Annotated in this window: 27 protein-coding genes; 9 read left to right on the top strand and 18 right to left on the bottom strand. The window is 70.5% G+C overall.

The features are described 5' to 3' along the window. Positions 1–107: 107 nt before the first annotated feature. Complete coding sequence (locus AB0878_RS01450) at positions 108–419, bottom strand: hypothetical protein (protein WP_366575456.1); 312 nt, start codon at positions 417–419, stop codon at positions 108–110. Here AB0878_RS01450 and AB0878_RS01445 point away from each other — a divergent pair. The 3 genes from AB0878_RS01445 (at position 412) to AB0878_RS01435 (ending at position 2366) form a co-directional block, all read left to right on the top strand. Continuing rightward, a complete protein-coding gene (locus AB0878_RS01445) occupies positions 412–777 on the top strand; it encodes a hypothetical protein (protein ID WP_366575454.1) in 366 nt (121 codons plus the stop codon). The genes AB0878_RS01450 and AB0878_RS01445 overlap by 8 nt on opposite strands. Positions 778–877: 100 nt before the next feature. Further along, positions 878–1477, top strand: coding sequence for a class F sortase (locus AB0878_RS01440; protein ID WP_366575452.1), 600 nt, complete (start codon positions 878–880; stop codon positions 1475–1477). A gap of 94 nt (positions 1478–1571) precedes the next feature. Beyond that, positions 1572–2366: a VOC family protein gene (locus AB0878_RS01435; protein WP_366575451.1), complete on the top strand. Its 795-nt coding sequence runs from the start codon at positions 1572–1574 to the stop codon at positions 2364–2366. Between the two features lie 89 nt (positions 2367–2455). On the opposite strand, the gene glpK is transcribed toward AB0878_RS01435, so the two are convergent. Both glpK and AB0878_RS01425 read right to left on the bottom strand, forming a co-directional pair. Further along, positions 2456–3961, bottom strand: a complete 1506-nt coding sequence (gene glpK / locus AB0878_RS01430) for a glycerol kinase GlpK (RefSeq protein ID WP_366575449.1) — start codon at positions 3959–3961, stop codon at positions 2456–2458. Between the two features lie 49 nt (positions 3962–4010). Continuing rightward, entirely contained in the window at positions 4011–4961 is a 951-nt protein-coding gene (locus tag AB0878_RS01425; RefSeq protein ID WP_366575447.1) for an MIP/aquaporin family protein, read from the bottom strand. 154 nt (positions 4962–5115) lie between these two features. On the opposite strand from AB0878_RS01425, the gene AB0878_RS01420 reads away from it, so the two are divergent. Next, positions 5116–6828 carry a glycerol-3-phosphate dehydrogenase/oxidase gene (locus AB0878_RS01420; RefSeq protein WP_366575445.1) on the top strand — a complete coding sequence of 571 codons (1713 nt, stop codon included), beginning with the start codon at positions 5116–5118 and terminating at the stop codon, positions 6826–6828. A 77-nt stretch (positions 6829–6905) separates the two neighbouring features. Here AB0878_RS01420 and AB0878_RS01415 read toward each other — a convergent pair whose 3' ends face one another. The 7 genes from AB0878_RS01415 to AB0878_RS01385 form a co-directional block, all read right to left on the bottom strand. Further along, a complete protein-coding gene (locus AB0878_RS01415) occupies positions 6906–7436 on the bottom strand; it encodes a GNAT family N-acetyltransferase (protein WP_366575443.1) in 531 nt (176 codons plus the stop codon). A gap of 111 nt (positions 7437–7547) precedes the next feature. Then, on the bottom strand, positions 7548–8165 hold the full coding sequence (locus AB0878_RS01410; RefSeq protein WP_366575441.1) for a response regulator transcription factor: 618 nt from the start codon (positions 8163–8165) through the stop codon (positions 7548–7550). Then, entirely contained in the window at positions 8162–9385 is a 1224-nt protein-coding gene (locus AB0878_RS01405) for a sensor histidine kinase (RefSeq protein ID WP_366575439.1), read from the bottom strand. The genes AB0878_RS01410 and AB0878_RS01405 overlap by 4 nt, the downstream gene beginning before the upstream one ends. Before the next feature lie 72 nt (positions 9386–9457). Beyond that, positions 9458–9844 (bottom strand): DUF1707 domain-containing protein, encoded by a 387-nt coding sequence (locus tag AB0878_RS01400; protein WP_366575941.1) that lies wholly within the window; start codon positions 9842–9844, stop codon positions 9458–9460. Positions 9845–9863: 19 nt separating this feature from the next. Next, positions 9864–10418, bottom strand: a complete 555-nt coding sequence (locus AB0878_RS01395) for a DUF1707 domain-containing protein (RefSeq protein WP_366575437.1) — start codon at positions 10416–10418, stop codon at positions 9864–9866. Between the two features lie 53 nt (positions 10419–10471). After that, the gene (locus tag AB0878_RS01390) at positions 10472–12268 is read right to left on the bottom strand and encodes an acetyl/propionyl/methylcrotonyl-CoA carboxylase subunit alpha (protein ID WP_366575435.1); all 1797 of its coding nucleotides are present in this window, start codon (positions 12266–12268) and stop codon (positions 10472–10474) included. A 93-nt stretch (positions 12269–12361) separates the two neighbouring features. Beyond that, positions 12362–12652: an SAV_915 family protein gene (locus AB0878_RS01385; RefSeq protein WP_285970436.1), complete on the bottom strand. Its 291-nt coding sequence runs from the start codon at positions 12650–12652 to the stop codon at positions 12362–12364. A gap of 50 nt (positions 12653–12702) precedes the next feature. Between AB0878_RS01385 and AB0878_RS01380 the strand changes: the two genes are divergently transcribed. Then, the gene (locus AB0878_RS01380; RefSeq protein ID WP_366575433.1) at positions 12703–13440 is read left to right on the top strand and encodes a hypothetical protein; all 738 of its coding nucleotides are present in this window, start codon (positions 12703–12705) and stop codon (positions 13438–13440) included. Positions 13441–13489: 49 nt separating this feature from the next. On the opposite strand, the gene AB0878_RS01375 is transcribed toward AB0878_RS01380, so the two are convergent. The 5 genes from AB0878_RS01375 to AB0878_RS01355 form a co-directional block, all read right to left on the bottom strand. After that, complete coding sequence (locus AB0878_RS01375; protein WP_366575431.1) at positions 13490–14815, bottom strand: dicarboxylate/amino acid:cation symporter; 1326 nt, start codon at positions 14813–14815, stop codon at positions 13490–13492. A 91-nt stretch (positions 14816–14906) separates the two neighbouring features. Next, positions 14907–15536 carry a nucleoside triphosphate pyrophosphatase gene (locus AB0878_RS01370; RefSeq protein WP_366575429.1) on the bottom strand — a complete coding sequence of 210 codons (630 nt, stop codon included), beginning with the start codon at positions 15534–15536 and terminating at the stop codon, positions 14907–14909. 661 nt (positions 15537–16197) lie between these two features. Continuing rightward, complete coding sequence (locus AB0878_RS01365; RefSeq protein ID WP_366575427.1) at positions 16198–17823, bottom strand: DHA2 family efflux MFS transporter permease subunit; 1626 nt, start codon at positions 17821–17823, stop codon at positions 16198–16200. Next, the gene (locus AB0878_RS01360; RefSeq protein ID WP_366575425.1) at positions 17804–18424 is read right to left on the bottom strand and encodes a helix-turn-helix transcriptional regulator; all 621 of its coding nucleotides are present in this window, start codon (positions 18422–18424) and stop codon (positions 17804–17806) included. Before AB0878_RS01360 ends, AB0878_RS01365 begins: the two co-directional genes overlap by 20 nt. A 478-nt stretch (positions 18425–18902) precedes the next feature. Beyond that, the gene (locus tag AB0878_RS01355) at positions 18903–20207 is read right to left on the bottom strand and encodes an MFS transporter (protein WP_366575423.1); all 1305 of its coding nucleotides are present in this window, start codon (positions 20205–20207) and stop codon (positions 18903–18905) included. Positions 20208–20304: 97 nt separating this feature from the next. On the opposite strand from AB0878_RS01355, the gene AB0878_RS01350 reads away from it, so the two are divergent. Then, positions 20305–20916, top strand: a complete 612-nt coding sequence (locus AB0878_RS01350; RefSeq protein ID WP_285970429.1) for a TetR/AcrR family transcriptional regulator — start codon at positions 20305–20307, stop codon at positions 20914–20916. A 103-nt stretch (positions 20917–21019) separates the two neighbouring features. On the opposite strand, the gene AB0878_RS01345 is transcribed toward AB0878_RS01350, so the two are convergent. Both AB0878_RS01345 and AB0878_RS01340 read right to left on the bottom strand, forming a co-directional pair. Beyond that, positions 21020–21235: an acyl-CoA carboxylase subunit epsilon gene (locus tag AB0878_RS01345; RefSeq protein WP_366575421.1), complete on the bottom strand. Its 216-nt coding sequence runs from the start codon at positions 21233–21235 to the stop codon at positions 21020–21022. An 8-nt stretch (positions 21236–21243) separates the two neighbouring features. Next, positions 21244–22878 carry an acyl-CoA carboxylase subunit beta gene (locus AB0878_RS01340; protein WP_220246313.1) on the bottom strand — a complete coding sequence of 545 codons (1635 nt, stop codon included), beginning with the start codon at positions 22876–22878 and terminating at the stop codon, positions 21244–21246. Positions 22879–22948: 70 nt separating this feature from the next. Here AB0878_RS01340 and AB0878_RS01335 point away from each other — a divergent pair, with 70 nt between their 5' ends. Together AB0878_RS01335 and AB0878_RS01330 are read left to right on the top strand one after the other, a co-directional pair. Then, complete coding sequence (locus AB0878_RS01335) at positions 22949–23755, top strand: GNAT family N-acetyltransferase (RefSeq protein ID WP_366575419.1); 807 nt, start codon at positions 22949–22951, stop codon at positions 23753–23755. Positions 23756–23843: 88 nt separating this feature from the next. Continuing rightward, positions 23844–24068 (top strand): hypothetical protein, encoded by a 225-nt coding sequence (locus AB0878_RS01330; RefSeq protein ID WP_366575417.1) that lies wholly within the window; start codon positions 23844–23846, stop codon positions 24066–24068. Positions 24069–24144: 76 nt separating this feature from the next. Here the strand turns inward: AB0878_RS01330 and AB0878_RS01325 are convergent, their stop codons facing one another. Continuing rightward, on the bottom strand, positions 24145–24843 hold the full coding sequence (locus AB0878_RS01325; protein ID WP_366575415.1) for an NAD(P)H-dependent oxidoreductase: 699 nt from the start codon (positions 24841–24843) through the stop codon (positions 24145–24147). 70 nt (positions 24844–24913) lie between these two features. On the opposite strand from AB0878_RS01325, the gene AB0878_RS01320 reads away from it, so the two are divergent. Continuing rightward, entirely contained in the window at positions 24914–25897 is a 984-nt protein-coding gene (locus AB0878_RS01320; protein ID WP_366575413.1) for a helix-turn-helix domain-containing protein, read from the top strand. Positions 25898–25961 lie beyond the last annotated feature (64 nt).

The following is a 25961-nucleotide window of genomic DNA, read 5'->3' as shown; positions in this document are numbered from 1 at the left end:
CCGGCGCAGGTCAGGGACGTCTTCATGGTGTCGGAGGAGCACGCCCGTGCGGCAGGGGGAACTGCGCACGCGGGGTTGCAGAATCCGCTGTTCTCCGTTGCGAAAAATCATTTGAGGGGAAATTCCATGAAACGCATTGCGGTAATTTCGTCGATTGTCGCGGCCGGCTTCCTCCTGGCGGCGCCGGCCTTCGCGGCCGAAGCCACCACGCCGACCACGCCGACCACGCCGGAGCAGCCGACGTCGAGCACACCGGTCCCGCCCACCTCGGACAAGCCCACGCCACCGACGGGCGACCACAAGCCGCCCAAGCCGTCGGTGTCGGTCCTGCCGCGCGCGGCCAGAGCCGGTGACTCGGTCACGGCGCGCGTGGTGTGCACGCCGAAGACGACCATGACGCTGTCTTCGTCGGTGATCACGTTCGGGAAGCTCGAAGCCGTCGGGACCGACGTGGACCTCGACACCGCGACCGTCTACCAGACGCTCGCGGACGTGAACAAGAACGCGAAGCCGGGCACCTACACCGTCACGTTCCTGTGCGGCAAGGTCAAGCTCACGGAGAGCTTCAAGGTCCTGCCGGCCAAGGACGCCGTGGCGACCCCGCCGACGACGCCGAAGCAGGTCACCAAGGTGCCGGTGGGGGCGCCGCAGACCGGTGGCACCGACGGTCCGGTCGACGACTCGTCCTCCGGGCTCGCCGTGGCCGCGGGCGCGATGGGCGTGCTCGCCGTCGGCGGCGCGGGCATGGTGCTGGCGCGGCGGCGCTCGCGCGGCTGACGAATCCCGGTCGCCGGAGGGGAGTCGCGGCCCCTCCGGCGACCGCGCTCGGTCACCTGGTTGGGTGCTCAGTGCGCCCTCGGGACCCGAAGGGGGAGACATGTTCAGGAAGAGTTTCGCCGCAGTGGCTCTGGCCGCGCTGGCCGTGCTGGGTGGCTGCGCCGCCCCGTCCGCTTCGTCCCCGCCGCCGGTGGGGCATTCCCTGACGCCGCCGGCACCCGAGACGTCCGTGGTGCTGCCGAAGTCCAGACCGGTGTCGTTGGACATCCCGAAGATCGACGCGCACTCCACGCTCGTCCCGCTTGGGCTCAACGCCGACAACACCGTGCAGGTCCCGCCGGTGAGCACGCCGTTGCAGGCGGGCTGGTACGAGTACTCGCCGACGCCGGGGGAGCGCGGGCCGGCGGTGGTGCTCGGGCACGTGGACGGCAACAAACACGAGGGGATCTTCTTCCACCTCAAGGAAATGGCCCCCGGGGACCAGGTGTCGATCAAGCGCGAAGACGGCAGCACGGCGCACTTCGAAGTGACCAAGGTGGACCAGGTGCCGAAAGATGTGTTCCCGAGCGACGCGGTGTACGGCGACACTCCCGACGCGCAGCTGCGGCTCATCACGTGCGGCGGCGCGTTCGACCGCGCGGCGCACAACTACGAGGACAACGTGATCGTCTACGCGCGACTCGTCGCCGACGGTCACTGATCGCTGCTCGTTCGTGATGGTTCGGGTTTTTGTCGGTCGCCGGTGCAAGACTGTGGCCGCAGACACAATCCGCAACGGATCATGGGGAGTGCAGATGTTGTTCCGCGACGAACGCTGGCCCGACGGCACGCCGTGCTGGGTCGACCTGATGGTGCCCGACAGAACCGCCGCCGCGACGTTCTACCAAAGCCTGCTGGGCTGGGACGTGCAGTTCGGCGGTGCCGAAACCGGCTACTACGGCATGGCGCAGCTCGCCGGCCGTCCGGTCGCCGGGGTGGGGGAGATCCCGGCCGAGCAAGCCGGCATGCCGGCCGCGTGGACCACTTACCTGGCCGTGTCCGATGTGGACAAGACGGTGGCCGCCATCACCGAGGCCGGCGGCCACGTCGTCGCCCCGCCGATGGACGTGATGACCCAGGGCCGCATGGCGATCGCGACGGACTCGACGGGTTCGGTGTTCGGCCTCTGGCAGGCCGGTCAGCACAAGGGCACGGAGGTCACGCTCGCGCCGGGCGCGCTCGCGTGGAACGAGAACATGTCCCGCGACTTCGCCGCCGCCAAGACGTTCTACGGCAACGTCTTCGGGTATTCGTTCAACGACATCTCCAACGACGAGTTCACCTACGCCACCCTCGACATCGACGGCCGCCCGGCCGGCGGCCTCGGCCAGGCGAACGGCGACTACGAACCGGGCTGGATGACCTACTTCTGGTCGGCCGACGTCGACGCCGCGGCGGCCAAGATCCCCGAGCTGGGCGGCACCGTGACCGAGAACCCGGTGGACACGCCGTTCGGGCGGATGCTCATGGCCAAGGACAACCAGGGCGCGTCCTTCCAGCTCATGGCGCCCAACGAGCAGTCCGGGACCCAAGAGGGCTGGGGCGCCTGACCCGGACGACGCCGCACAGCCGTTTCCACGAACGCGAACGGCCCCCGCCCGAACCCGGACGGGGGCCGTTCGCCGGCCGAAGCAGCGGGTCAGTCGACCCAGTCGAACGTCTTCGTCACGGCCTTCTTCCAGTTGCGGTACTCCGACTCGCGGCGCGACTCGTCCATCGACGGGTCCCACTGCTTGTCCTGCGCCCAGTTCGTGCGGATGTCGTCCTCCGACGCCCAGAACCCGACGGCCAGCCCGGCCGCGTAGGCCGCGCCCAGCGCGGTGGTCTCGGCCACCACCGGCCGGATCACGGGCACGCCGAGGATGTCGGCCTGGAACTGCATGAGCAGCTCGTTGACGACCATGCCGCCGTCGACCTTCAGCGACTTCAGCGGCACGCCGGAGTCGGCGTTCATCGCGTCGATGACCTCACGCGACTGGAACGCGGTCGCCTCGAGCACGGCCCGCGCGAGGTGACCCTTGTTGACGAACCGCGTGAGGCCGACGATCGCGCCGCGCGCGTCCGAGCGCCAGTACGGCGCGAACAGACCGGAAAACGCCGGCACGAAATACGCGCCGCCGTTGTCCTCCACCGTGCGGGCGTGCTCCTCGATCTCGGCGGCCGAAGCGATCATGCCCAGGTTGTCGCGCAGCCACTGCACCAGCGAACCGGTGACGGCGATCGATCCCTCGAGCGCGTAGACCGTGTCGTTGGAGCCGATCTTGTAGCAGACCGTGGTGAGCAGGCCGTTGTCCGACATGACTTTTTCAGTGCCGGTGTTGAGCAGCACGAAGTTGCCGGTGCCGTAGGTGTTCTTGGCCTCGCCGGGCGACAGGCACGCCTGGCCGAACGTCGCGGCCTGCTGGTCGCCCAGGATCCCGGCGATCGGCACACCCGCGAGCGCGCCCTTTTCGCGGACCTTGCCGTATTCCTCCGAGGACGAGCGGATCTCCGGCAGCATCGAGAGCGGAATGCCCATCTCAGCGGCGATGTCCGCGTCCCACTGCAGCGTCTCGAGGTCCATCAACAGCGTGCGAGACGCGTTGGTCGGGTCGGTGACGTGGATGCCGCCGTCGACGCCGCCCGTCATGTTCCACAGCACCCAGGTGTCCATGTTGCCGAAGATCAGGTCACCGGCCTCGGCTTTCGCGCGGGCGCCGTCGACGTTGTCGAGGATCCACTTGACCTTCGGGCCGGAGAAGTACGTCGCCAGCGGGAGGCCGACCTTCTGGCGATAGCGTTCCTGGCCGCCGCCCAGCGCGCCGAGCTCGCCGACGATCTTGTCCGTGCGCGTGTCCTGCCAGACGATCGCGTTGTACACCGGCTTGCCGGTGGTCCGGTCCCACACCAGCGCGGTCTCGCGCTGGTTGGTGATGCCGACGGCGGCGATGTCCTTCGAAGTCAGGTCCGCCTTGGCGAGCGCGCCCGCGGCGACGGCGCGCGTGTTCTCCCAGATCTCCTCGGCGTTGTGCTCGACCCAGCCGGCCTTTGGGAAGATCTGCTCGTGCTCGCGCTGGTCGACGGCGACCACCCGTCCGGAGTGGTCGAAGATCATGCAGCGAGTCGACGTGGTGCCCTGGTCGATCGCGGCTACGTACGAAGTCATCGTTGCTCCCTCGCTCTGGCGAGATCCGTCGGAACGGCGATCTTGTCGGTCATTCGGCGGCCGTCCGCTGGCCTTCCGCCGATTGGTCGGCAGGGACCCGTCCCGGCTCAGGCAGGAACTCACCGGGAGCCTTCTCCCGCGCCGTGAGGACCTGGCCGATGAGCAGGTCGTAGATCAGGATGCCGACCAAACCACCGACGAGTGGCCCGACGATCGGGATCCACCAGTAGTTGCTGAACCAGTCACCGTTGCCGGGGAACGCCTTGTTCCCCCACCCTTCGAACAAGGTCAGCAGCCTCGGTCCGAAGTCACGCGCCGGGTTGATCGCGTAACCGGCGTTCGTGCCGTACGACAGCCCGATCCCTACGACTACGAAGCCGATCAGGGCCGGCCCCAGGTTGCTCTCGGGGGCGTTGTTCCGGTTGTCGATCAACGCCGCGATGATCCCGACGAGGATCGCAGTGCCGACGATCTGGTCGAGCAGCGGTCCCCACACCCCGCCGCCGAAGTACTTGGCCGGGAAAGTCGCGAAGATCGAGAACGTGCCCAATGAGTCCGGTCGCGACAGTGGTGGGTTTTGCGCTGCGTTGAAGGCGTCGATGGCGTCGTGGTAGACGGCGTAGACCACTGCGGCGCCGGCCAGCGCGCCGAGTACCTGGGCCAACCAGAATGGCGCCACCTTGGCCCAGGCGAACTTCCGCCGCACGGCGAAGGCCAGAGTCACCGCCGGGTTGAGGTGCGCGCCGCTGACGCCGGCTGTCATGTAGACCGCGAACATCACCGCGAAGCCCCAGCCGAACGCGATGATCAGCCAGTTGGACGCACCGAAATCGACCGATTGCCGGCCGGATCCGGGGAGACCGACCACGGCGACCGCGACCGAGCCACAGCCGAGCAGGATGATGACGGCTGTCCCGAGAAACTCGGCGAGCATTTCGCCGCCAATGTTCGAGCGTAGTCGGCTCCAAGCGTTTGACCTCTGAGAGTTTTGCTCGCTCATCGCTTCCCCTCTCAATTCGACGCCTCCTTGCGTCGAGACCTACCATGCTGCTCTGCCTCGCCGGAACGGACAAGTTTCCGGTTGGGCGGAACGCTCGGTCCTCGTGCGATGCTGGGAGTGTGTACAACCGTAAGTTGCAAGGAGGGCAGGCGCTGTGACGGAAGCGAAGCTGGGACCGGCGGCGCGTGAGGAGTCCTGGCAGCGCCTCGGCAAGGAGACCTTCGACCTGGTCGTGATCGGCGGTGGGGTCGTGGGTGCCGGGACAGCACTCGACGCGGCGACGCGCGGCCTGCGCGTGGCCCTCGTAGAGGCCCGTGACCTGGCATCCGGCACGTCCAGCCGGTCGAGCAAGCTCTTCCATGGTGGCCTGCGCTACCTGGAACAGCTGGAGTTCGGATTGGTCCGCGAAGCGCTCCACGAGCGCGAGCTGATGCTGACCAAGCTGGCCCCGCACCTGGTCAAGCCAGTGAGCTTCCTGTACCCGCTGACCCACCGCGGGTGGGAGCGGCCGTACACCGCCGCGGGCCTGTTGATGTACGACACGATGGGCGGTGCGCGGTCCGTTCCGGGGCAGAAGCACCTCACCCGCGCGGGTGCTTTGCGGATGGTTCCTGCGTTGAAAAGGTCGGCCTTGATCGGTGGCATCCGCTACTACGACGCGCAGTCCGACGACGCCCGCCACACCATGACCGTCGCCCGCACCGCCGCGCACTACGGCGCCGTGGTGCGCACGTCGACCCAGGTGGTGGGTTTTCTGCGCGAAGCCGACCGCATCTCGGGCGTGCGGGTGCGGGACGTCGAGGACGGGCGTGAAACGGAGATCCAGGCCGGCGCGGTCATCAACTGCACCGGTGTCTGGACCGACGAGCTGCAGCGCCTCTCGGGCGGGCGCGGGCGGTTCCGCGTGCGCGCGAGCAAGGGCGTGCACATCGTGGTGCCGCGCGACCGGATCGTCTCGGAGTCGGGGCTGATCCTGCGCACTGAAAAATCTGTCCTGTTCGTCATCCCGTGGCGCAACCACTGGATCGTCGGGACCACGGACACCGACTGGCACCTCGACCTGGCGCACCCCGCGGCCACGAAGCACGACATCGACTACATCCTCGACCACGTGAACACGGTGCTGGCCACGCCGCTCACGCACGACGACATCGAGGGTGTGTACGCCGGCCTCCGTCCGCTGCTGGCGGGCGAAAGCGAGGAGACGTCGAAGCTCTCGCGTGAGCACGCCGTCGCGCGCGTCGCGCCGGGCCTGGTCGCCATCGCCGGTGGCAAGTACACGACGTACCGCGTGATGGCGGCCGACGCCGTCGACGCGGCCGTGGTGGACCTGCCGGGCCGGCCGCCGTCGTCCATCACGGACCAGGTGCCGCTCGTCGGTGCCGACGGCTACCACGCGCTCGTGAACCAGGCCGACCACCTGGCCGCGCAGCACGGCCTGCACCCGTACCGCGTGCGGCACCTGCTCGACCGCTACGGCTCGCTGGTCCACGAGGTGCTCGCGCTGGCCGACGGCCGTCCGGAGCTGCTCAAGCCGATCGACTCCGCGCCCGACTACCTGGGTGTCGAGGTCGTCTACGCCGCCAGCCACGAAGGCGCGCTGCACCTGGAAGACGTGCTCGCGCGACGCACCCGCATCTCCATCGAGTACGCCCACCGCGGCGCCGACTGCGCCGACCAGGTCGCGCGCCTCGTCGGCGAGGTGCTGGGCTGGTCCGCGGAGACGATCAAGCGCGAGGTCGACGTCTACACGGCCCGCGTGCAGGCCGAACGCGAATCGCAGTCGCAGCCGACGGACGAGTCGGCGGACGCGCTTCGCGCCGCGGCGCCGGAGGCTCGGTCGGGCATCATCGAGCCGGTGAGCTGAGGTTCCGTCGTTGCCGTGGAGGGCACCACGAGGTGCCCTCCACGGCGATTCACCGTCGCTGAATTTTCACCGCTGGTTCAGGCCTTGCGAATCCACCTGATCAACGGCTCGCCGGTCGGCGCCGGCGTCCGCTCCGGCCCCACGTACGTGAACCCGCACTTCGCGGCGACCGACGCCGACACGACGTTGCTCTCCTCGTGCCGGTAGCTGATCTCCTGCAGCCCGAGCCCGCCGAAGCCGTAGCGGAGGGCCGCGCTGAGCGCCGTGGTCGCCACGCCCTTGCCGCGCTCCGTGGGATGCGTCCAGACGGACGCTTCGGCCGTGTCGAACGTCAGGTCCAGGTCGCGCAACCCGACCTCCCCGAGCAGCCGCCCGGTCGTCGGCTCCGCGACCGCCCACGAGCACCGCTCGTCGCACGACCACTGCGCCGTGCGCAGCGCGATGTACTCGGTGGCTTCGTCGAGCGTTCGCAGCCGGTAGTTCAGCACGTACCGCCGGTGCTCGGGATCGGCGAACGCCTCCATCAACGCGGCCCGGTCGTCGAGGTGCCGGTCCGCCCGTAGCTGGCGCAGGTAGTACGCGCCCGCGTTGATCTCCACGGGTTCCACGTCACGAGGGTAACCAGAGTCGGGTGCTCAGCGCTTCCGCATGACGGGTGCGCCACTCTGGTCGAGCGGCCGGTTGGACGCGATTTCGGGCCGGCCTCACCGACGGATCGGTCAGAGCAGCCCGCGCCGGTACGCCTCGCCGACGGCGGCCGCGCGGTCGTTCACGCCCAGCTTGGCGTAGACGTGCAGCAGGTGGGTCTTGATGCTGGCCTCGCTGATGAACAGCTGGTTCGCCGCCGCGCGGTTGGTCGCACCGGCCGCGACCAGGCGCAACACGTCGAGTTCGCGGGCAGTCAACGCGCCCGGCGCCGGACGTCGAAGCGGCGCCATCAGGCGCGCAGCCACCGCGGGTGCGAGCACCGACTCGCCGCGGGCGGCGGCGCGCACGGCGTGCTGCAGATCGGCGACGGGCGCGTCCTTCAGCAGGTACCCGGTGGCGCCCGCCTCGATGGCGGGCAGGACGTCGGCCTCGGAGTCGTAGGTGGTGAGGACCAGGACGCGCACCGCGGGGTGCTCGGCGGCGAGCCGGCGGATCGCGCCGACGCCGTCGAGTTCGGGCATGCGCAGGTCCATGAGGACGACGTCGGGGTGGTGGCGCGCGACGAAGGCCAGCGCCTCGACGCCCGTGGCGGCCTCGCCGATCACCTCGATGTCGGCGCAGCCCTCGAACGCGCCGCGCAGGCCGTCGCGGACGATGGGGTGGTCGTCGGTGAGCAGGAGGCGGATCATCGGTCCGCCGGGATGGCCGGGAGCTGCACGTTGACCGCGGTGCCTTCGCCCGGCGCCGATTCGAGCGCGAACGTCCCCGCCACGCGCCGCACGCGCTGGCGCATCGCCTGCAGGCCGAAGCCGGTGCCGTCGCCGCGCTCCGGTGAGGCGGGGTCGAAGCCGGCGCCGTCGTCACGGACGTCGAGGAGCACCACCTCGCCGGCGTAGGTCAAGGAAACGGCGATCCGCGAAGCGCGGGCGTGTTTTTCCGCGTTGGCCAAGGCTTCCTGCGCGACGCGGTACAACGTCACCTCCAGCTCCGGCAGCAGCGGCACGGGTTCGCCACTCGTCTGGGCGGTCACGGCGACACCCGAAGTGCCGGTGACGCGCCGCGCCAGCTCCGCCAGTGCGTCGGGCAAGCGCGAGTCCGTGAGTGGTTCGGGCCGCAACGCCTGCACGGCGCGGCGGGCCTCCGTGAGGCTGTCCTTGGCGAGCGTGTGGACCTGGCTGAGGTGCCGCTGCCGGGAGTCCGCGGACGAAGCCCGGTCCGCGGCCTGCAGCTGCGTGACGATGCCGGTGAGGCCCTGCGCGAGGGTGTCGTGGATTTCGCGGGCCATGCGCTGGCGTTCGTCGTGCACGCCCGCCTCGCGCGCCTGGGTGAGCAGCTGCGCGTGGAGCCCGGCGTTCTCCTCGAGCGCGGTTTCGAGGCGGGCGTTGGCCTCGGCGAGGGCCGCGTTGGCGCGCCGCCGTTTGTCGTTCTCCGCGCCGACGAACCACGCGGCGTACAGCATCGGCCCGACGACCGAAGCCACGGACACCCACGCCGGCGCCGGCGTGTCCGTGCCCAGGATTTCCTTGGCCAGTAAGGGAATCGCGGCCGTCGCGGTCACGGCGAAGACGCTCCAGCGCGCGGCGAACAGCACGAACGCGATGGGGTAACCAACCGACGCGAAGGCGGTGTACGTGGTGTCGAGCGTCGTGAGGGCGGCCGCCCCGGCGAGCAGCCCGGCGAAGAACCCGACCGCGAGCCACGGGTGCCGCTCCCGTTGCGGGAACAGCGGCACGAGCAACAGCAGCCACGCTGCCGACAGGCCCGCGACGACGAGCGTCACCGTGCCGACGTGGTCACCCGCCGCCCAGATCGTGCACACCGCGAGCACCACGATCCCGATCGCGGCGAACAGCGGCCCGGCCAGCCGCTCCCCGCGCGGGTGCACGGCACCCGGCACCACACCCATCATGGGCGCGATTCTCGCAGCTCGACGCCGCCGCGGGGGTCCACCGTTCGACGCCGGCCTCCACCGATCGGTGGATCAGCGCCGGCGCCAGCCCGTGATCAGCAGGATGGCCAAGGGCAGCGCGAAAACGAGGATGAGCCGCCCTCGCGAGAGCACGAACACCGCGATCGCCACCACCACGGCGATCGGCACGGCGAACCGCAGCGCGAAGCGCATCAACGCGCTGTCGCCGGCGGGGCTCGGAGCGGGCACGGCGGTGGCCCCGGCCCGCGGAATCGCCAGCAGCGCGCTGGGCCGGGGTGAGGGCAGGTCGTCGAAGAGGGGTTCCAGGTCGCTGACCCGCTTGGCGGCCGTGACCTTGGCCGAACGGGTGCCGTATTCGTCGACGTCCAGGCGGCCGGTGCGGACGTGCTCGGAAAGCACGTCCAGCGCGTCCTGGCGTTCTTCGTCGCTCAGCCGCATGTCGGGCACGGGGTCCGCCTCACCAGCGGTCTCGTCGGCGGCGGTCGCGGAACTCGTCACGAATTTCCCGACGAGCCTCGCGGTGGTCGAGCCGGTGTTCGCGGCGCGCGCGGTCCCGATGGTCGTAGCGGTCGCCGCCGTGGCCCCACAGTGCTCGGCCGATGATGCTGAGCGCGATCGGCGCGATGACCAGCGGCCACGCGGGCAGCGTGCTCGTCGCGATCAGCGCGATGGTCGCGATCCACACCAGCGGCACCAGCGCGGCCACTGCTCGCTGGCCACCGTTCCAGCCGTCCGGCCGGGCCACTGCCGTCTGCGGGGCCGGGGCGGGAACCGGAGGCGCGGCGGGAGCAGCGACGGGCGCCGCGCCGCCGTACACCGGGTGCGGAGCGGGCAGGTCGTCGAACAGCCCCGCCAGCTCACCCCGCGTCTTGGCCGCGGTGATGCGCGCCGAGCGCTCGCCGTACTCGTCGATGTCGATCCGCCCCGCGCTCATGTGCTCACCGAGCGCATTCAGCGCGGATTCCCGTTCCTGGTCGCTGATCCGCAGTTGCGGAGACGGCACCTCTGTCACACCGACGATGGTATGCCGCCCGGGCCTGCGGACCCACGACATTCAGCACAACTTCAGTCCTTGAGCTCCAGAAGTTGCGTTCCCTGAGTCACGGCGGCGCCGACCTCGACCGAAAGCCCCGTGACGGTGCCCGCTTTGTGCGCCGTGACCGGGTTTTCCATCTTCATCGCCTCGAGGACCACGATCAGCTCGCCCGCTTCGACGTGCTGGCCTTCCTCCACGGCGATCTTCACGATCGTGCCCTGCATCGGCGCCGTGACGGCGTCGCCACTCACCGCTGCCTTCGCGCCGCCCGAGCGCTTGCGCGGCTTGGCCTTAGTGGCCGTCGCCCCGCCGCCCGCGCCTTCGAGCGCGAAGCCGCCCGGCAGCGACACCTCGAGCCGCCGGCCGCCGACCTCGACCACCACGTTCTGGCGCGGCGCTTCTTCCTCGGCCTCGGTGTCGGGTGCGGTGAACGGCTCGATCTTGTTGTCGAACTCGGTCTCGATCCAGCGCGTGTGCACGGAGAAGCCGTTTTCGTCGCCGATGAACGCCGGGTCGTCCACGATCACGCGATCGAAGGGCAGCACGGTCGCCATGCCCTCCACCACGAACTCGGCCAGCGCGCGCCGGCTGCGCTCGAGGGCGTTGTTGCGGTCGGAACCGGTGACGATCAGCTTCGCGAGCATCGAGTCGAACTGGCCGCCGATCACGCTGCCGGACTCCACGCCGGAGTCGACGCGCACGCCGGGGCCGTTGGGCGAGATGAACTTCGTGACCGTGCCCGGCGCCGGCAGGAAGCCGCGGCCGGCGTCCTCGCCGTTGATGCGGAACTCGATCGAGTGCCCGCGCGGCTCGGGGTCTTCGGTGATGCGCAGCTTCTCGCCGCGCGCGATGCGGAACATCTCGCGCACGAGGTCGAGGCCCGTCGTCTCCTCGGAAACGGGGTGTTCCACCTGCAGGCGGGTGTTCACCTCGAGGAAGGAGATGGTGCCGTCGGTGGCCACGAGGTACTCGACGGTGCCGGCGCCGTAGTAACCGGCCTCCTTGCAGATCGCCTTGGCCGAGGAGTGGATCCGGGCGCGCTGGTCGTCGGTGAGGAACGGCGCGGGCGCCTCCTCGACGAGCTTCTGGTGGCGGCGCTGCAGCGAGCAGTCGCGCGTGCCGACCACGATCGCGGTGCCGTGCTGGTCGGCCAGCACCTGCGCCTCGACGTGGCGCGGCTTGTCGAGGTAGCGCTCCACGAAGCACTCGCCGCGGCCGAACGCGGCCACCGCCTCGCGCGTCGCGGATTCGAACAGCTCGGGGATTTCCTCGCGCGTACGGGCGACCTTGAGGCCGCGCCCGCCGCCGCCGAACGCCGCCTTGATCGCCACGGGCAGGCCGTGCTCGTCGGCGAACGCGATGATCTCGTCGGCGTTCTTCACCGGCTCCTTGGTGCCGGGCACCAGCGGTGCGCCGGCGCGCGTCGCGATGTGGCGCGCGGTCACCTTGTCGCCGAGGTCGCGAATGGACTGTGGGCTGGGGCCGATCCACGTGAGCCCGGCATCCAGTACGGCCTGGGCGAAATCGGCGTTCTCCGACAGGAACCCGTATCCCGGGTGGACGGAGTCGGCGCCGGAACGCTTGGCCACGTCGAGGAGTTTGTCGATGGAGAGGTAGCTCTCGGCGGCGGTCGTGCCGCCCAGCGCGAACGCTTCGTCGGCCAGGCGCACGTGGGGTGCGTCGCGGTCGGGATCGGCGTACACGGCCACACTTTCGAGACCCGCGTCCTTCGCCGCCCTGATCACGCGGACCGCGATCTCACCGCGGTTGGCGACGAGGATCTTGGTCACCGGACCACCCGTGCTCGCGACGTCCTGCTCGGTCACCCGGTACCTCCCGTGAGCTCCACTGCCTGGTGTCCCGGAGTCTACGGACCGCACTACCCGCTGGGATGAGAGCTGGACCACCCGGTGGTTTCGTTATACCCGCGCGGTGTGGCGCAGCTCGACCGGGAGTTCGGAGTCGAGCACGATCACGTCGTAGGGGTTGACCTGGTGGATCTTCGGCAGGTGCTCGGTGTTGATCATGATCCACGGCTGGTGCTCGCCGCAGCAGTCGATCAGCCGGTCGAGCGCGGTGAACGCGACCAGGGCCACGCGGCCGTCGGGGGTGCGGCGCAGCTCGATGTTGGCACCGGTGCCGCCGTCGGTGGTGCCGGAGACCGGTCCGGTCGGCAGGTACAGGGCCGGGGGGAGGTTGGGGTTCGTCACGGGAACAACATAGACGGACACCGTCCGCAAGGTCGCCTACAGTCTCGGATATGCGGACTTCGCCGACCCGGACCCCACGGTCCGCGCTGCTCACGGCGGTGCTCGCCGCCGTGGTGACGATGGCGGCGCTGGTGGTCGTCGTCGTGCTGCGGCCGAAACCCGACGGTGCGCCCGGCGTTCCGCCCGTGAGCCTGGAGCCGGCGGCGCCCACCACGGCGACCTGCGGCAGCGGTGCGTGCCGCCAGCTGGCCGCGATGACCGTGGGCGGTACCCCGGTCGTGTTGCTCTCCGACGCGTCCGGCGGTTGGGGGCGCGTGCAGGTGGGGCCGCAGCCGGGCACGGAGTTCGAGCTCGCGATCACCACGATGGGGGCGAAGCTCAACGCGCAGTCGTTGCGCTGCATCGCGGGGGAGACGTCGGCGTGCCTCGTGACCGGCGACGTCGGCGGGGGCGACGGCGCGGGTGGGGCGTACGGCGAGCTGCTCATCGGCTCGGGCGGCGTGTGGCGCGACTTCGGGAAGCCCTACTTCGCCGACGCCGGCACGCTTTCGCTGTTCGACGTCAACACCGACGGCCGGCCCGACGTGATCGTCGTGCGGCACGAGTGTCCGGATGCGACACCGGGCACGCCCAAGTGCCAGGCCGCACCGGTGCTCGCCGAGGTCTACCAGCTGAGCGGTACCGAGCTGGGCTGTACTCGGACGGTGGTGTCGCCGTCGGATCTGAGGGGGTGGCCGCAGGTCGAGGTGCGGGCCTCGGAGCTGCGGCCGTGTGCGGACGGCGGCTGAGCTCGGCTGTTGCTGCTTTCGCCGGTGCCCAGCCGCCGTCGGGTTCGTACTAGGCGCTGACGGGTTCGGCCTTGGCCTTGGCGACCGGCGCGTCGCGCACCGTGTCGTCGAGCAGGCCTTCGGCGCGCGCGACGATGGTCGGGACCACGATCTGGCCGGCGACGTTGGTGGCCGTGCGCATCATGTCCATGATCGGGTTCACGGAGTAGATGAGCGCGATGCCCAGCGCCACCTGCTTGGCGTCGAGGCCGATGAACGCGGTGGTGAGCGTGAGCGCCGTGAGCCAGCCCGTGGTGCCCGCGGTGGCGAGCGCGCCGAGCACGGCGACCACGACGATGCCCACGTACTGCCCGATGCTCAGCTGCACACCCGACAGGTTGGCGATGAAGATGGCGCCGATGGCAGGGAAAACGGCCGCGCAACCGTCCATTTTGGTCGCACTGGCGAGAGGGGTGGCGAAGGCGGCGTAGGACGGTGCGACACCCAGGTTCACCGCGGCCTGACGGGTGAGCGGCAGCGTCGCGGCGGAGGACTGCGAGGCGAACGCGAACTGGATCGCCGTGCCGGCCTTGGCGAAGAACGTGGCCGGGCTGATCTTGGCGACGAACCTCAGCAGGATCGGGTAGACGACGAACAGCACCAGCAGGCAGCCGACGTAGACCGCGGCCGTGGTGGACAGCAGCGGGCGGAAGAGGGCGTCGCCGTAGTTGGACACGGCCGCGCCGATCAGGCCGGCGATGCCGAGCGGGGCCAGGCGCACGATCCAGCCGAGGTAGCGCTGGATGATCTCGAAGACGCTCGTCGTGAAGTCGACGAACGGCTTCGCCTTGTCGCCGAGGCTGTAGGCCGCGGCGCCGATCAGCACGGCGAGGAAGAGCACCTGCAGCGTGTTGCCTTCGGCGAAGGCGGAGAAGAAGTTCTGGGGGAGCAGGCCGTCGATGAAGGCGTCCCAGGAGCCCCAGTCGCTCACGCTCTTCGCGGCCTTGTCGGCGTTCTTCGCCGTGGCCGCGATGCCCGCGCCGAGGCCGCCGGCGCCCGGGTTGAACAGCTTGCCGATCGCGATGCCGATGAGCGACGCGATGAACGACGTGATGGCGAACCACAGCACCGTGCGGCCGCCGAGCCGCGCGGCCGTGCGCCCGCCGCCGAGGCCGCGCAGGCTCGTGATGCCGACCACGATCGCCGTGAAGACCAGCGGGATCACCGCGATCTGCAGCAGCGTCGTGAAGATCGAGCCGATCTGGTGCAGCACTTCGGTGAGTGTGGTGGCGCCCGTCGTCCTGGCGAGAACGCCCAGCAGGGCGCCGACGACGAGCGAACCGATCACGGCGGCCGCGAAGACTCGAGGTTTGGTGTACGCGCGGAGGAAGGACACGAAGCCACCCCAGAGGTCGAAAGTTCCCGTTCAGGCCCGAACCGGGCCGAACATGAACTTTCTTCGATCACTCGGTGGAGTGAAAGTCTTCTCAGGATGTGGGAGCGGTCCAGAGATCCACGACACTCACGCCGACCTCGGTCAGCAGACGGCGTACGAGCGGCAGGCTGAGCCCGATGACACTCGACGGGTCGCCCTCGATGCCCTCGACGAACCAGCCGCCGAGCCCGTCGAGCGTGAACGCGCCCGCCACCTGCAGCGGCTCGCCGGTGGCGATGTAGGCGTCGAGCTCCTCGGCACTGGGCCGTCCGAAGTGGACGGTGGTGCGCTGCGTGCCGGCGGCTTCCTTGGTGCGGTGGCCGTTTTCGACGCGAATGATCGCGTGGCCGGTCAGCAGCTCGCCGGAGTTGCCGGCCATCACCTCCCACCGCCGCCGCGCGACCTCGGGCGTGCCGGGCTTGCCGACCATCTCGCCACCGATCGACAGCATCGAGTCGCACGCCACGATCACCGCGTCGGCGTGGATGCCGGCCACTTCGGCGAACACGGCGTTGCCCTTGGCCGCGGCCAGCGCCATCACCAGCTCGTCGGGCGCCGGATCGGTGAGCGCCGCCGCCACGGCGTCCTCATCGACACCGGACACCACGACACTCGGCTCAAGACCGGCGGCGCGCAACAACGCGAGACGGGCGGGGGACTGGGAAGCAAGTACGAGACGCACGGGTGAAAGCTACCGCGCGTAGCGAGCGTTGCCGAATTGTGACCTGCAACACCCGACCGTGGAGCTAGTTTGTTGTTGCTCGCAACATATCGACCTCAGCTCGCCTCGACGGTATCAAGGCAGATGCCGGGAAGGGACCACGGTGCCGCATGACGGTCCGGGTGACGGAATCCACGCCGCCGACCAGGCTGCGCTCCGCGTGGTGGTCGCGCCTGCGCGCGCCGAAACACCGCGACCCTGTTCGCGCTGGTGGCACTGAGGTCCTGAAGAGCTCCCCACCCCTGCGCGGCTGACCCTGCCGCCGGCCCCGCGCCCCTCGACTTTCTTCTCCCGCGGTAAACGTGCCGCCCCTCGGCCCCGGCTCCCGCACCGGCGGCCGAGGGGCAGCACGTCTTTGCACGCCGAGGCCGCGCAGGCTTGTTCGGACTGACTGGCCCGCTCGGCCGGAGACGAGCGCGGTGGCCCGCAGCTGTCGGCCGCCGCGGGCCGAGCCGGTCCACGCCGCCCTGGGGCCTACTGCCGGCCAACGCTCGTCCGCGGTGGTGCCGCCAGGGGCAACCCCGCCGCCGGGTGGCCTCGCGCTTGCTTTGCCGTACCCCAGCCGAGCCTCGTGAGCGCGAGTTGAAGCCAGGCGCTCACGAGGCTCGCCGTGCCTGTCGGGTCAGGCGGTGACCGGGGTTTCCGAGGTGGTCGGGGTGGTGGGTGTCGGGGCGGGGCGGGGGGTGACGCGGCGCAGGAAGGCGGCCGAGACGACGCCCAGGAGCAGCACGGCGATGGGCAGGATCAGGGTGGCACGGGCGGCGTCGGTGAGGCCGTTGTGGACGGCTTCGGAGGCGAGGCGGCCCGCTTGGGCGGCGACGTCGGCGGGGAGGCCCGGGATGGGCGCGGGGCCGGCGGAGGCGCCGAACTCGCCGGTGGACGCCGCGGCGTGGGCGATGCCGTCGGCGAAGGGCTGGCGGTACTGCTCGGGCAGCTGGGTCGCGGCGGTGGTGGCCTCGTCGGCGATGGAGGCGCTGATGCGGGCCTGCAGGAGCACGCCGATGGCCGCGCTGCCGAGGACGCCGCCGACCTGGCGGGCGGTGTTGAAGATGCCCGAGGCGGTGCCGGCGAGCTGGGGCTGCACCGAGGCCATGGTCAGGTTGCTCATCGGCGAGAAGATGCAGCCGATGCCGAGACCGCAGACGAGCAGCGCCGGGATCAGCGCCCACGGGCTGGTGTCCGGGCGGGCCTGCACGGCGATGATGCCGATGCCCAGCGCGAGCAGCGAAAGGCCGCCCATCACGAGGTACTTGCCGTTGATGCGGTCCGACGCGCGGCCCACGAATGGCGCGATGACACCCGACAGCAGCGACATCGGCGCGGTCAGCACACCGGCAAGCGTGGGGCTCAGGCCGAGCACCGTCTGGATGTAGATGATCAGCGGCAGGAACATGCCGGTCATCGTGAAGCCGACGGTCGTGGCCGTGAGCGTGCCCGCGGAGAAGTTGCGGTTGCCGAACACGGCGAGCGGCACGAGCGGTTCGCGGCGGTTGTACTTCTGCCACAGCACGAACGCCACCAGCAGCACCACGCCGGCGCCGATGAACTCGAACACCGTGATGCCGGCGAAGACCGTGCCCCAGTCGTACTGCTGGCCGTTCTGCACACCGAACACCAGGCAGAACAGGCCCGCCGCCGACAGGAAGATGCCGATGAAGTCGAACGCGTGCGCGTGTTTCGGCTGCCAGTCGGGCACGAGCAGCACCGTCAGGACGATGGCGATCACGCCGATCGGCACGTTGACGAAGAAGATCCACTCCCAGCCGAGGTGGTCGACCAGCACGCCGCCCAGCAGCGGGCCCGCAATGGTGGCCAGGCCGGCGACGCCGCCCCACGCGCCCATCGCCGGGCCGCGCTTGGCGGGCGCGAACAGGTGCGTGATGAACGCCAGCGTCTGCGGCGTCATCAGCGCGGCACCGAGGCCCTGCACGGCGCGGGCCGCGATGAGCATCTCGACGCTGCCGGACAGGCCGCACCACAGCGACGCGCCCGTGAACACGATCAGGCCGGCGAGGAACACCCGCTTCGGCCCGAAGCGGTCGCCCAGGCGGCTGGTGAACAGCATCGGCACGGCGTAGGTCAGCAGGTAGACGCTGATCACCCACACCACGGAGTTCAAGCCCGTGTTGAGCTTGCTCAGCATGTTCGGCACGGCGATGGACACGATGGTGGTGTCCAGCAGGATCATGAAGAACCCCAGGCACAACGCGCCCAGCGCGGCCCACGGGTTAGCTTGTCTTGCGTTCATGGTCTTCCTTGGTGATGAGACTGAGGGAGGGCTTCTCGTCCTGGAACCGGATGCGCCCTGAGGAAAGGTCGGCGTACAGGCGTTCGCACCACTCGAGCTCGAAAACCCGGTGGGCGGCGGCGTAGCGGAAGTCGAGCCAGTAGATCTCCGGGACCGCCTTGTTCCGCACCTTCTCGAACATGACCTGGTCCGCCGCGACGCTCGCGCGCAGCAGCGTGAGGCGGTGCTCCAGCTCGACCAGCGACTTGTCCCGGCCGAGGTCGTCGATGACCGCCAGCCCGCTGAGGAACTCCGGGTACTCCTGGGCGACGTCGCCCAGCATCTCCCGCGCCCGCTGCTCGAACACGTCCCGGCCGGCCGTCGTCATCGCGTACACGGTCCGCTCGGGCCGCCGGCCGTCGCGCTGCGTGTCGACGATCTCGACGAAACCGTTGTGCTGCAACCGTTCCACGGTGTGGTAGAGCGACCCGGCCTTCAGCTTCACGCGCTGGTCCACGTACCGCTCGCGCATGAGCTGAGCCATCTCGTAGGGGTGCATCGGCTTCTCGTGCAGCAGCTCCAGCACGGCCACCCCCAGAGCGGTCAGCTTCGCCGCAACCATGGCTGTTGATCCTTTCGAGTGATCCGGCGTGGTTATTCCGTGTGGACTATACGGTGTTGAGTAGAGGCGGGTCCAGTGCGATTTGCGCTGGTGAGCGCGTTGTCGCACACGGTGATGGCAAGGCTTGGACCCGATGCCGACACGGTAATCCGCGGCACCGACAAAAACGGCGGTCGCTGTGCGTGACCAGCGGAAATGACGCCGCCCGCCGCCCCCGAGAAGGGACGACGGGCGGGTGGTGCGGCGGATCGGCGCGGGCTGCGGTGCTGCGGTGGGAGGTGGCGCCGGGTGTCTCGGAGGATCGGCGTCTCGCGGTGCCGGGGCGGTGGCCGTGGCCACCGGGTGCGGCGGTGGCCACGGTTGCCGCGCTGTCGAGGTGGGTGGCCGCGGATCGGCGCGGTTCGCAGTACTGCGGTGCGCGGAGGCGGCGGCCGCAGCGGCTCGGCGGCCTGCCTGGCACCCGGAACGACGCAGCCCGTCAGCCAGCCACGTGCTGCAGCTGCTTCCGGGCCTCGCGCGCTCGCTTCCCCCACAGGGAGTACCAGCCGGAGATCCCCGTCCCCACCGTCAGTGCGGCTGCGCTCAGGCCCAGGGACCAGTGCACGCCCACCGCGGCGCCGAGGAGGCCGACGGTGAAGCCGCTGCCGGCGCGCAGGCCGTTGGCGGAGACGTTGTAGACGCCGATCACGCGGCCGCGTTCGGCTGGTTTCGCGAGCAGCTGCACCACCGTCTGGCCGATCGACATCGACGCCAGGTTCGCCACGCCGCCGATCACCAGCAGCACCAGGGCGAGTGGGTAGCTCGCGGTCAGGGCGAAGAAGAGGCTCGACAGCCCGTAGATCGCCGTGCTGACCACGGCCGCGAACACGCTCGGTTTGATGCGGCCCGTCGCCTCGAGCAGGATGCCGCCGAGGACGCCGCCGGCGCCGTTGGCGAACAGGAGCACGCCGTAGGCCGTGCCGGCGCTGCCGGCGCCCAGGTCCTGGGCGAAGATCGGCATCGAGCTCTGCAGGGACGCGCCCACGAAGAACGCGCCGAGCCCGGCCAGGATGATCATGCCGACCATCGTCGGGTTCGCGCCGACCTCGCGCAGCACCCGCACCGAGTCGAACAGCCCCACGCGCGGGCGCGCCACGATGCCGCCGTCGCGGGTGTGGCCGGTGAACTTGGTGCGGAACAAGAAGATCGTGAGCGGCAGGTAGAACGCGACGTTCACGAAGATCCCCGCCACCGGCCCCAGCCCGAGCAGCAGCGCCGACCCGACGACCGGGCCGAAGAGGATCCCCAGGCTGCGGAAGGTCGCGTTGAGCCGCACCGCGCTCGGCAGCTCGGCCGGGCCGACGAAGTCGTGCAGCATCAGCTGTTCGCCCGGACCCCACACGGCGCCCGCGACGCCGTGCAAGATCAGCAGCACGCACGCGCTCCAGACCTGCAGCGTGTCGGTGAGGATCAGCACCCCCCACAGCGCCGACACGAGCATGAACAACGCCTGCGCGGCCTGGATGATCCGCCGGCAGTCGTGCCGGTCGGCCAGCCCGCCGAAGTACACCGAGAACAGCAGGAACGGCACCCAGTGGCTGATCACCTCGAAGCCGGTGAGCGCGGGCGAGTGGAACTTCTCCCACAGCACCCAATACGTGATGACGTGCTCGATGTTGTCAGCCATCATCGCCAGCGCCGCGCCGAACAGGTACGGGCGGCAGTCCTTGTTGTACAGCGCGGCGAACTTGCGCGGTGCGGGCGCGACCGGGCTGTCGCCTTCCTCCAGGACGTGCGTCGGCACGCCACACGCGGAACACATGTCGAGTGACCCCCTTTTGCCGCGGCCTACGCTAGACGCGACGTTGCGTCTTGTCTAGAAGCGGATTAGGCTCGCCGAGGTGGGAAACACCACCGCACCGGACACGCGCCGGCACCACGGGAACCGCTACGGCCGCAGCGAGGACGCACGCCGCGCCGTACTGGAGGCCGCCGACGACCTGCTGGTGGAACACGGCTTCGCCGGGCTCACGATCGAGCGCATCGCGGCCGCCGCGGGCGTGGCGAAGCAGACGATCTACCGCTGGTGGCCGTCCAAAGTGGACATCCTGCTCGACGCGCTGGGCGACGACCTCGCCGAAGAGCTCGTGCCACCCGACCACGGCGACCTGCGCCGCGACCTGCGGGAGCACCTCGCGGCCGTCGCGACCTTCCTGACCACGGCCGACGCCGGCGCCGTGTTCCGCGCACTGATCGGCCAGGCGCAGCACGACCCGGAGCTGGCCGCGCGCCTGCGCGCGGAGCAGATCCACGGGCAGCACGAGCGCGACCGGCTGCCGTTCGAACGCGCGGTCGCCCGCGGCGAACTCCCGGCCGACACGGAGCTCGACAGCCTGGTGGAGCAGGCCATCGGGCCCGTCCACTACCGCGTGCTGGTCACCGGCGCGCCCGTCACGCGCGAGTTCACCGACGCGCTGGCCGACCGCGTGGTGAACGCCTGCGCCGGCATCTGACACACCGCCCCAACGCGGCTTCGGTTGCGCTCAACGCACCGAACGCCGCTTTGGGTGCGCTCAACGCACCGAACGCCGCATTGGGGTGTTTGACGTGCTGGGGTCAGCGGGGCAGGGCGGAGGCGCGCCAAGCGCCGTCGCCCGGTGCGGGCGAAGTGCCGAGCCGGGTCGCGCGGTCGTTCCACCACGACGTTCGCCGCCGAGGCGCGGGTGAGCCACCCGAAGCCGCCGCCACCGCCGCGACGACGGCGGTGAGGGCGGCGAGTTCGGCGTCGTCCGGGTTGCCGCGGACGACGCGGAGCAGGGGGCGATCGCTCACGGGAGACCTCACAGGGGGATGTTGCCGTGCTTCTTGGGCGGCAGCGTTTCGCGCTTGGTCTTCAGCAGCGCCAACGCCTTCGTGATGTGGCCGCGCGTGTGCGCCGGAACGATCACCGAGTCGACGTACCCGCGTTCGGCGGCGGCGTACGGGTTCAGCAGCGTGTCCTCGTACTCCTGGATCAGCTCGGCGCGCAGCGCGTCCACGTCGCGGCCCTCGGCCGCGGCGGCCGCGAGCGTCTTGCGGTGCACGATGTTCGCCGCGCCCTGCGCGCCCATCACCGCGACCTGCGCGGTCGGCCAGGCCAGGTTGACGTCGGCGCCGAGGTGCTTGGAGCCCATCACGTCGTACGCGCCGCCGTAGGCCTTGCGCGTGATCACCGTGACCAGCGGGACCGTGGCCTCCGCGTACGCGTAGATCAGCTTCGCGCCGCGGCGGATGATGCCGTTCCACTCCTGGTCGGTGCCGGGCAGGAAGCCGGGCACGTCGACGAAGGTGAGCACGGGGATGTTGAACGCGTCGCACGTGCGCACGAACCGCGCGGCCTTCTCCGACGCCGCGATGTCGAGGCAGCCGGCGAATTGCGTCGGCTGGTTCGCGACCACACCCACGCTCTGCCCGTCGACACGGCCGAAGCCCACGAGGATGTTGGGCGCGAAGAGCTCGTGGACCTCGAGGAACTCGCCGTCGTCGAGCACGCGGGTGACGACCTCGTGCATGTCGTACGGCGTGTTCGGCGAGTCGGGGATGATCGTGTCGAGCTCGCGGTCGGTGTCGGTCACGTCGTCGAAGAACCCGGCAGGCTCACCCGGCTCGAAGGCCGGCGGCTCGGACAGGTTGTTCTGCGGCAGGTACGACAGCAGTTCCTTGACGTAGGCGATCGCGTCCTCGTCGTCGGAGCCCAGGTAGTGCGCGACGCCCGACTTGGTGTTGTGCGTGCGCGCGCCGCCGAGCTCCTCGAAGGTCACGTCCTCGCCCGTCACGGTCTTCACGACGTCGGGGCCGGTGATGAACATCTGCGACGTCTCGTCGACCATCACCACGAAGTCGGTGAGCGCGGGGGAGTAGACGTGACCGCCGGCGTTGGCGCCCATGATCAGCGAGATCTGCGGGATCACGCCCGACGCGTGGGTGTTGCGGCGGAAGATCTCGGCGTAGAGGCCGAGGGAGACCACGCCTTCCTGGATGCGCGCGCCGCCGCCCTCGTTCATGCCGATGATCGGGCAGCCGGTCTTGATCGCGAGGTCCATGACCTTCACGATCTTCTCGCCGTACACCTCGCCGAGCGCGCCGCCGAAGACCGTGACGTCCTGGGAGAACACGCACACGGGCCGCCCGTTGACGGTGCCGTAGCCCGAGACCACGCCGTCGCCGTACGGGCGGTTCTTCTCCAGCCCGAAGTTCGTGGAGCGGTGGCGCGCCAGCTCGTCGAGCTCGACGAACGACCCCTCGTCGAGCAGCAGGTCGATGCGCTCGCGGGCCGTCTTCTTGCCCTTGGCGTGCTGCTTTTCGATGGCGCGCTCGGATCCGGCGTGCACGGCCTCGTCGTAGCGGCGGTAGAGGTCCGCGAGCTTGCCGGCCGTGGTGTGGATGTCCGGTTCTTCCTCGGGCGGAGTCCCGAGCGGCTGCGTCGCACTGCTCATGAAGCGGAGCTTAGCTACCGCCAGGTCGCTTCGCGTGTGGCGTACGCCTCCCCGGGCATAGGCTGGCGGCGTGCTTCCCGTCCGCCCGCTCGGGCCCGCCGACCTGTCCGCCTGCCTCGACCTCGGAGCCGACCGCGACTGGCCGCGGGAGCACCGCAAGTGGTCGATCCTGCTCGACGTCGGGCGCGGTTTCGGCATCGACGCGCCCGACGGCGGGCTCGCCGCCACCTCGATCCTGGTCGAGACGGGACCGGTCGCGTCGATCTCGATGGTCGTGGTCGCCGCCCGCTACGCACGCCAGGGCCTGGGCGGCCGCGTGACGTCCGAGGCCGTCGCGGCCGCCGGCGACGCCACGGTGTTCCTGCACGCGAGCGACTTCGGGCTGCGGCTGTACGAGTCCCTCGGCTTCGTGGCCGACGGCGGCTGCGAAGGCCACCTCGGACTGCTCGCCGACGACGGCGGCCCGGCTTCGCGGCCGATCACGCCGTCCGACGTCGCCCGGGTGTACTCGCTCGACGCCGACGCGCAGGGCTTCTCGCGAGAGGCGCTGCTGGACCGGCTGCTGTTCGAGGCCGAGCACGTCCACGTGACGGACGACGGGTTCGCGTTCGGCACCGTGCTGGACGGCGTGACGGTGATCGGCCCGGTGGTCGCTCCGGACGAGGAGCAGGCGCGCGCGTTGATCCGCGGCATCGCGCGGGCGGCCGGGGGCCGGATCCGCGTCGACGTGGATCTCGCCCACCCGGGTCTCTCCGACTGGTGCCGCGCGTCCGGCCTGCTGCCGATCGGCCCGGCTCCACGCCTGGTCCACGGTGGCCGGCCGCTGCCGGGTGACGCGGTGCGGCGGTTCGCGCCGTACAACCGCGCGCTGGGCTGAGCTCACCGCGCCAGCCAGGACGCCTCGGGTGGTGGCGATGTGGTGCATGTTCGTCTCGCCCCATTCGCCGAGGGTGAGGAGCGCGGTGTTGAGCGCCTGGCCGCGCTCCTCAGGCACGCCAGGCGAAGCCCGTGCCAAGGCGAAGCGGGCTTCGCAGCACGGCGAAGGCGTGACCCCGGAGCGGTTCACGCCGCCGGCGACGGGCGACTACCGCACGGAAGTGTCCTCTGTGGACATCAACGCCCGTGGGCTGGCGCACCGCCTCGAGACTTCTCGGGGCCTCGACGCGCGAGTGTCGGCGGCGGGTGCGTGAGCTGTTGGGCCAGGCAGTCGCGAAGGGGCACGGCAAGCACGGCGTCGCCAGCGTGATCGAGGTGATCCGGCAGCCGTCAGCCGAGGTGCGCATCCAGGCCTGAGCGTCCGGGTGCCACCTCGGGTCGAAGCACCAGGTCACGGCCGTAGTCGCCGCCGTTCTGGTGGCGGAACGGGAGAGGCTCCGTGCACGCGAGATCACGCAACCGCGAACGCAACCCGGAAACGGCCGCGGCGAAGGCGCACGGCGTCATCCGGTCCGCGTCGTACACGGCGAAGGGCGGCAGCACCGACATGCCGGTGTAGAAGAGCGTGCCGTGCTGCAGCCCGAACAGCAGGTCCGGCAATGGACCGTTCACGCCACGCGGGCCGAGCGCCGGGGCGGGCGAGCCGGTGGTGACGACGACCAGCGCGCGTTTGCCGGCCAGTGCGCCTTCGCCGTAGCGGAGGGTGCGGCCGTCTTCGCCGCGGACGTCGTAGGCGTAGCCCTTCACGAAGACGCGGTCGAACCAGCCTTTCAGCATGGCGGGCGTGCCGTACCACCAGAGCGGGAACTGGAAGACCACGGCATCGGACCAGGTCAGCTTGGCCTGTTCGGCCCGGACGTCGGCCGGGACCGCGGCGATCTCCTCGACGACCGGGTTCCACTTCATGGCGTACAGGTCCGACTCGCGCACGTCGTGGCCGAGGGCGCACAGCGTCGCCAGGCCCTCGTCGCGCAGCGCGCCGCCGAGGGAGTGCGGGTCGGGGTGGGCGAAGAGCCAGAGGACGTTCATGCCGCCAGGGTCGCTCGCGGGCCGGACCGGAAAAAGTGGCCCGATGGACAACCTGTGCAAGAATCGGGCCATGTCCGTTTTCCGGCACCCTGACAGGCACCACGTGGCGGTGCTCGTGCGCCACGGCATGCTCGTGATGGAGCTCGGCATCGTGCACCGCCTGTTCGGCCAGGCGCGCTCGGCCGAGGGCGAGCCGCTGTACGAGGTGGTCACGTGCACGCCCGAGCCCGGCGACGTCCGCACCGACTCCGACGTGGTCATCCCCGTCGCGGTGGGGCGGGAGGCGATCGCCGAGGCCGACACGGTGGTGATCCCGGCGTCGTCGCTCGAGTACGAGCCCACCGGCCGCGAGTACCCGCCGGCGCTGGCCGCCGCCATCGACCGCATCCGCCCCGACGCGCGTATCGCGTCGATCTGCACCGGCGCCTTCGTGCTCGCCGCCGCGGGCCTGCTCGACGGCCGCCGCGCGACGACGCACTGGCGTTCGGCGTGCGAGTTCCAGCTGGAGTACCCGCGGGTGAAGCTCAACCCCGACGTCCTCTACACCGAAGATGGCAACGTCTTCACCTCCGCCGGCGTCGCGTCCGGCATCGACCTCTGCCTGCACCTGATCCGGCGCGACTTCGGCGCGGCCGTGGCCAATGAGGTCGCGCGCGGCACCGTCGTCTCACCGCACCGCGAGGGTGGGCAGGCGCAGTTCATCCGCCGCCCGGTGCCCGAGCCGCAGACCGCGTCGACGGGCGCCGCGCGGGCGTGGGCGCTGGAGCACCTCGGTCGGCCGCTGACGCTGCGCGACCTGGCGGCGAAGGAGGCGATGAGCGTGCGGACGTTCACGCGGCGCTTCCGCGAGGAGGTCGGGATCTCGGCGTTGCAGTGGCTCACGCAGCAGCGCGTGGAACGCGCACGGCAGCTGCTGGAGGAGACGGACTTGCCGATCGACCGCATCGCGACCGACTGCGGCTTCGGCACGGCGGCTTCGCTGCGCCAGCACCTGCAGAGCGCGCTCGGGGTGTCGCCCAGCGCCTACCGGAGCACGTTCCGCCGCACCGCGTGAATCGGCGGTCCGTGGGGCACCCTTCGCCCGGGCCACCCCACGGACCGACCCCCAGAATCCGCCG

Source organism: Amycolatopsis sp. NPDC047767, assembly GCF_040704195.1.
GTDB lineage: Bacteria > Actinomycetota > Actinomycetes > Mycobacteriales > Pseudonocardiaceae > Amycolatopsis.
Note: the sequence above shows the minus strand (reverse complement) of the source record. Positions and strands in the feature narration are given on the sequence as shown.

Coding starts and splice junctions, on each gene's coding strand:
- AB0878_RS01425 (WP_366575447.1), bottom strand. CDS start 4,961: ATGAGCGAGCAAAACTCTCAGAGGTCAAACGCTTGGAGCCGACTACGC.
- AB0878_RS01410 (WP_366575441.1), bottom strand. CDS start 8,165: ATGATCCGCCTCCTGCTCACCGACGACCACCCCATCGTCCGCGACGGC.
- AB0878_RS01440 (WP_366575452.1), top strand. CDS start 878: ATGTTCAGGAAGAGTTTCGCCGCAGTGGCTCTGGCCGCGCTGGCCGTG.
- AB0878_RS01365 (WP_366575427.1), bottom strand. CDS start 17,823: ATGAACGCAAGACAAGCTAACCCGTGGGCCGCGCTGGGCGCGTTGTGC.
- AB0878_RS01405 (WP_366575439.1), bottom strand. CDS start 9,385: ATGATGGGTGTGGTGCCGGGTGCCGTGCACCCGCGCGGGGAGCGGCTG.
- AB0878_RS01360 (WP_366575425.1), bottom strand. CDS start 18,424: ATGGTTGCGGCGAAGCTGACCGCTCTGGGGGTGGCCGTGCTGGAGCTG.
- AB0878_RS01320 (WP_366575413.1), top strand. CDS start 24,914: ATGTCCGTTTTCCGGCACCCTGACAGGCACCACGTGGCGGTGCTCGTG.
- AB0878_RS01325 (WP_366575415.1), bottom strand. CDS start 24,843: ATGAACGTCCTCTGGCTCTTCGCCCACCCCGACCCGCACTCCCTCGGC.
- AB0878_RS01340 (WP_220246313.1), bottom strand. CDS start 22,878: ATGAGCAGTGCGACGCAGCCGCTCGGGACTCCGCCCGAGGAAGAACCG.
- AB0878_RS01380 (WP_366575433.1), top strand. CDS start 12,703: ATGCGGACTTCGCCGACCCGGACCCCACGGTCCGCGCTGCTCACGGCG.
- glpK (WP_366575449.1), bottom strand. CDS start 3,961: ATGACTTCGTACGTAGCCGCGATCGACCAGGGCACCACGTCGACTCGC.
- AB0878_RS01435 (WP_366575451.1), top strand. CDS start 1,572: ATGTTGTTCCGCGACGAACGCTGGCCCGACGGCACGCCGTGCTGGGTC.
- AB0878_RS01400 (WP_366575941.1), bottom strand. CDS start 9,844: ATGCGGCTGAGCGACGAAGAACGCCAGGACGCGCTGGACGTGCTTTCC.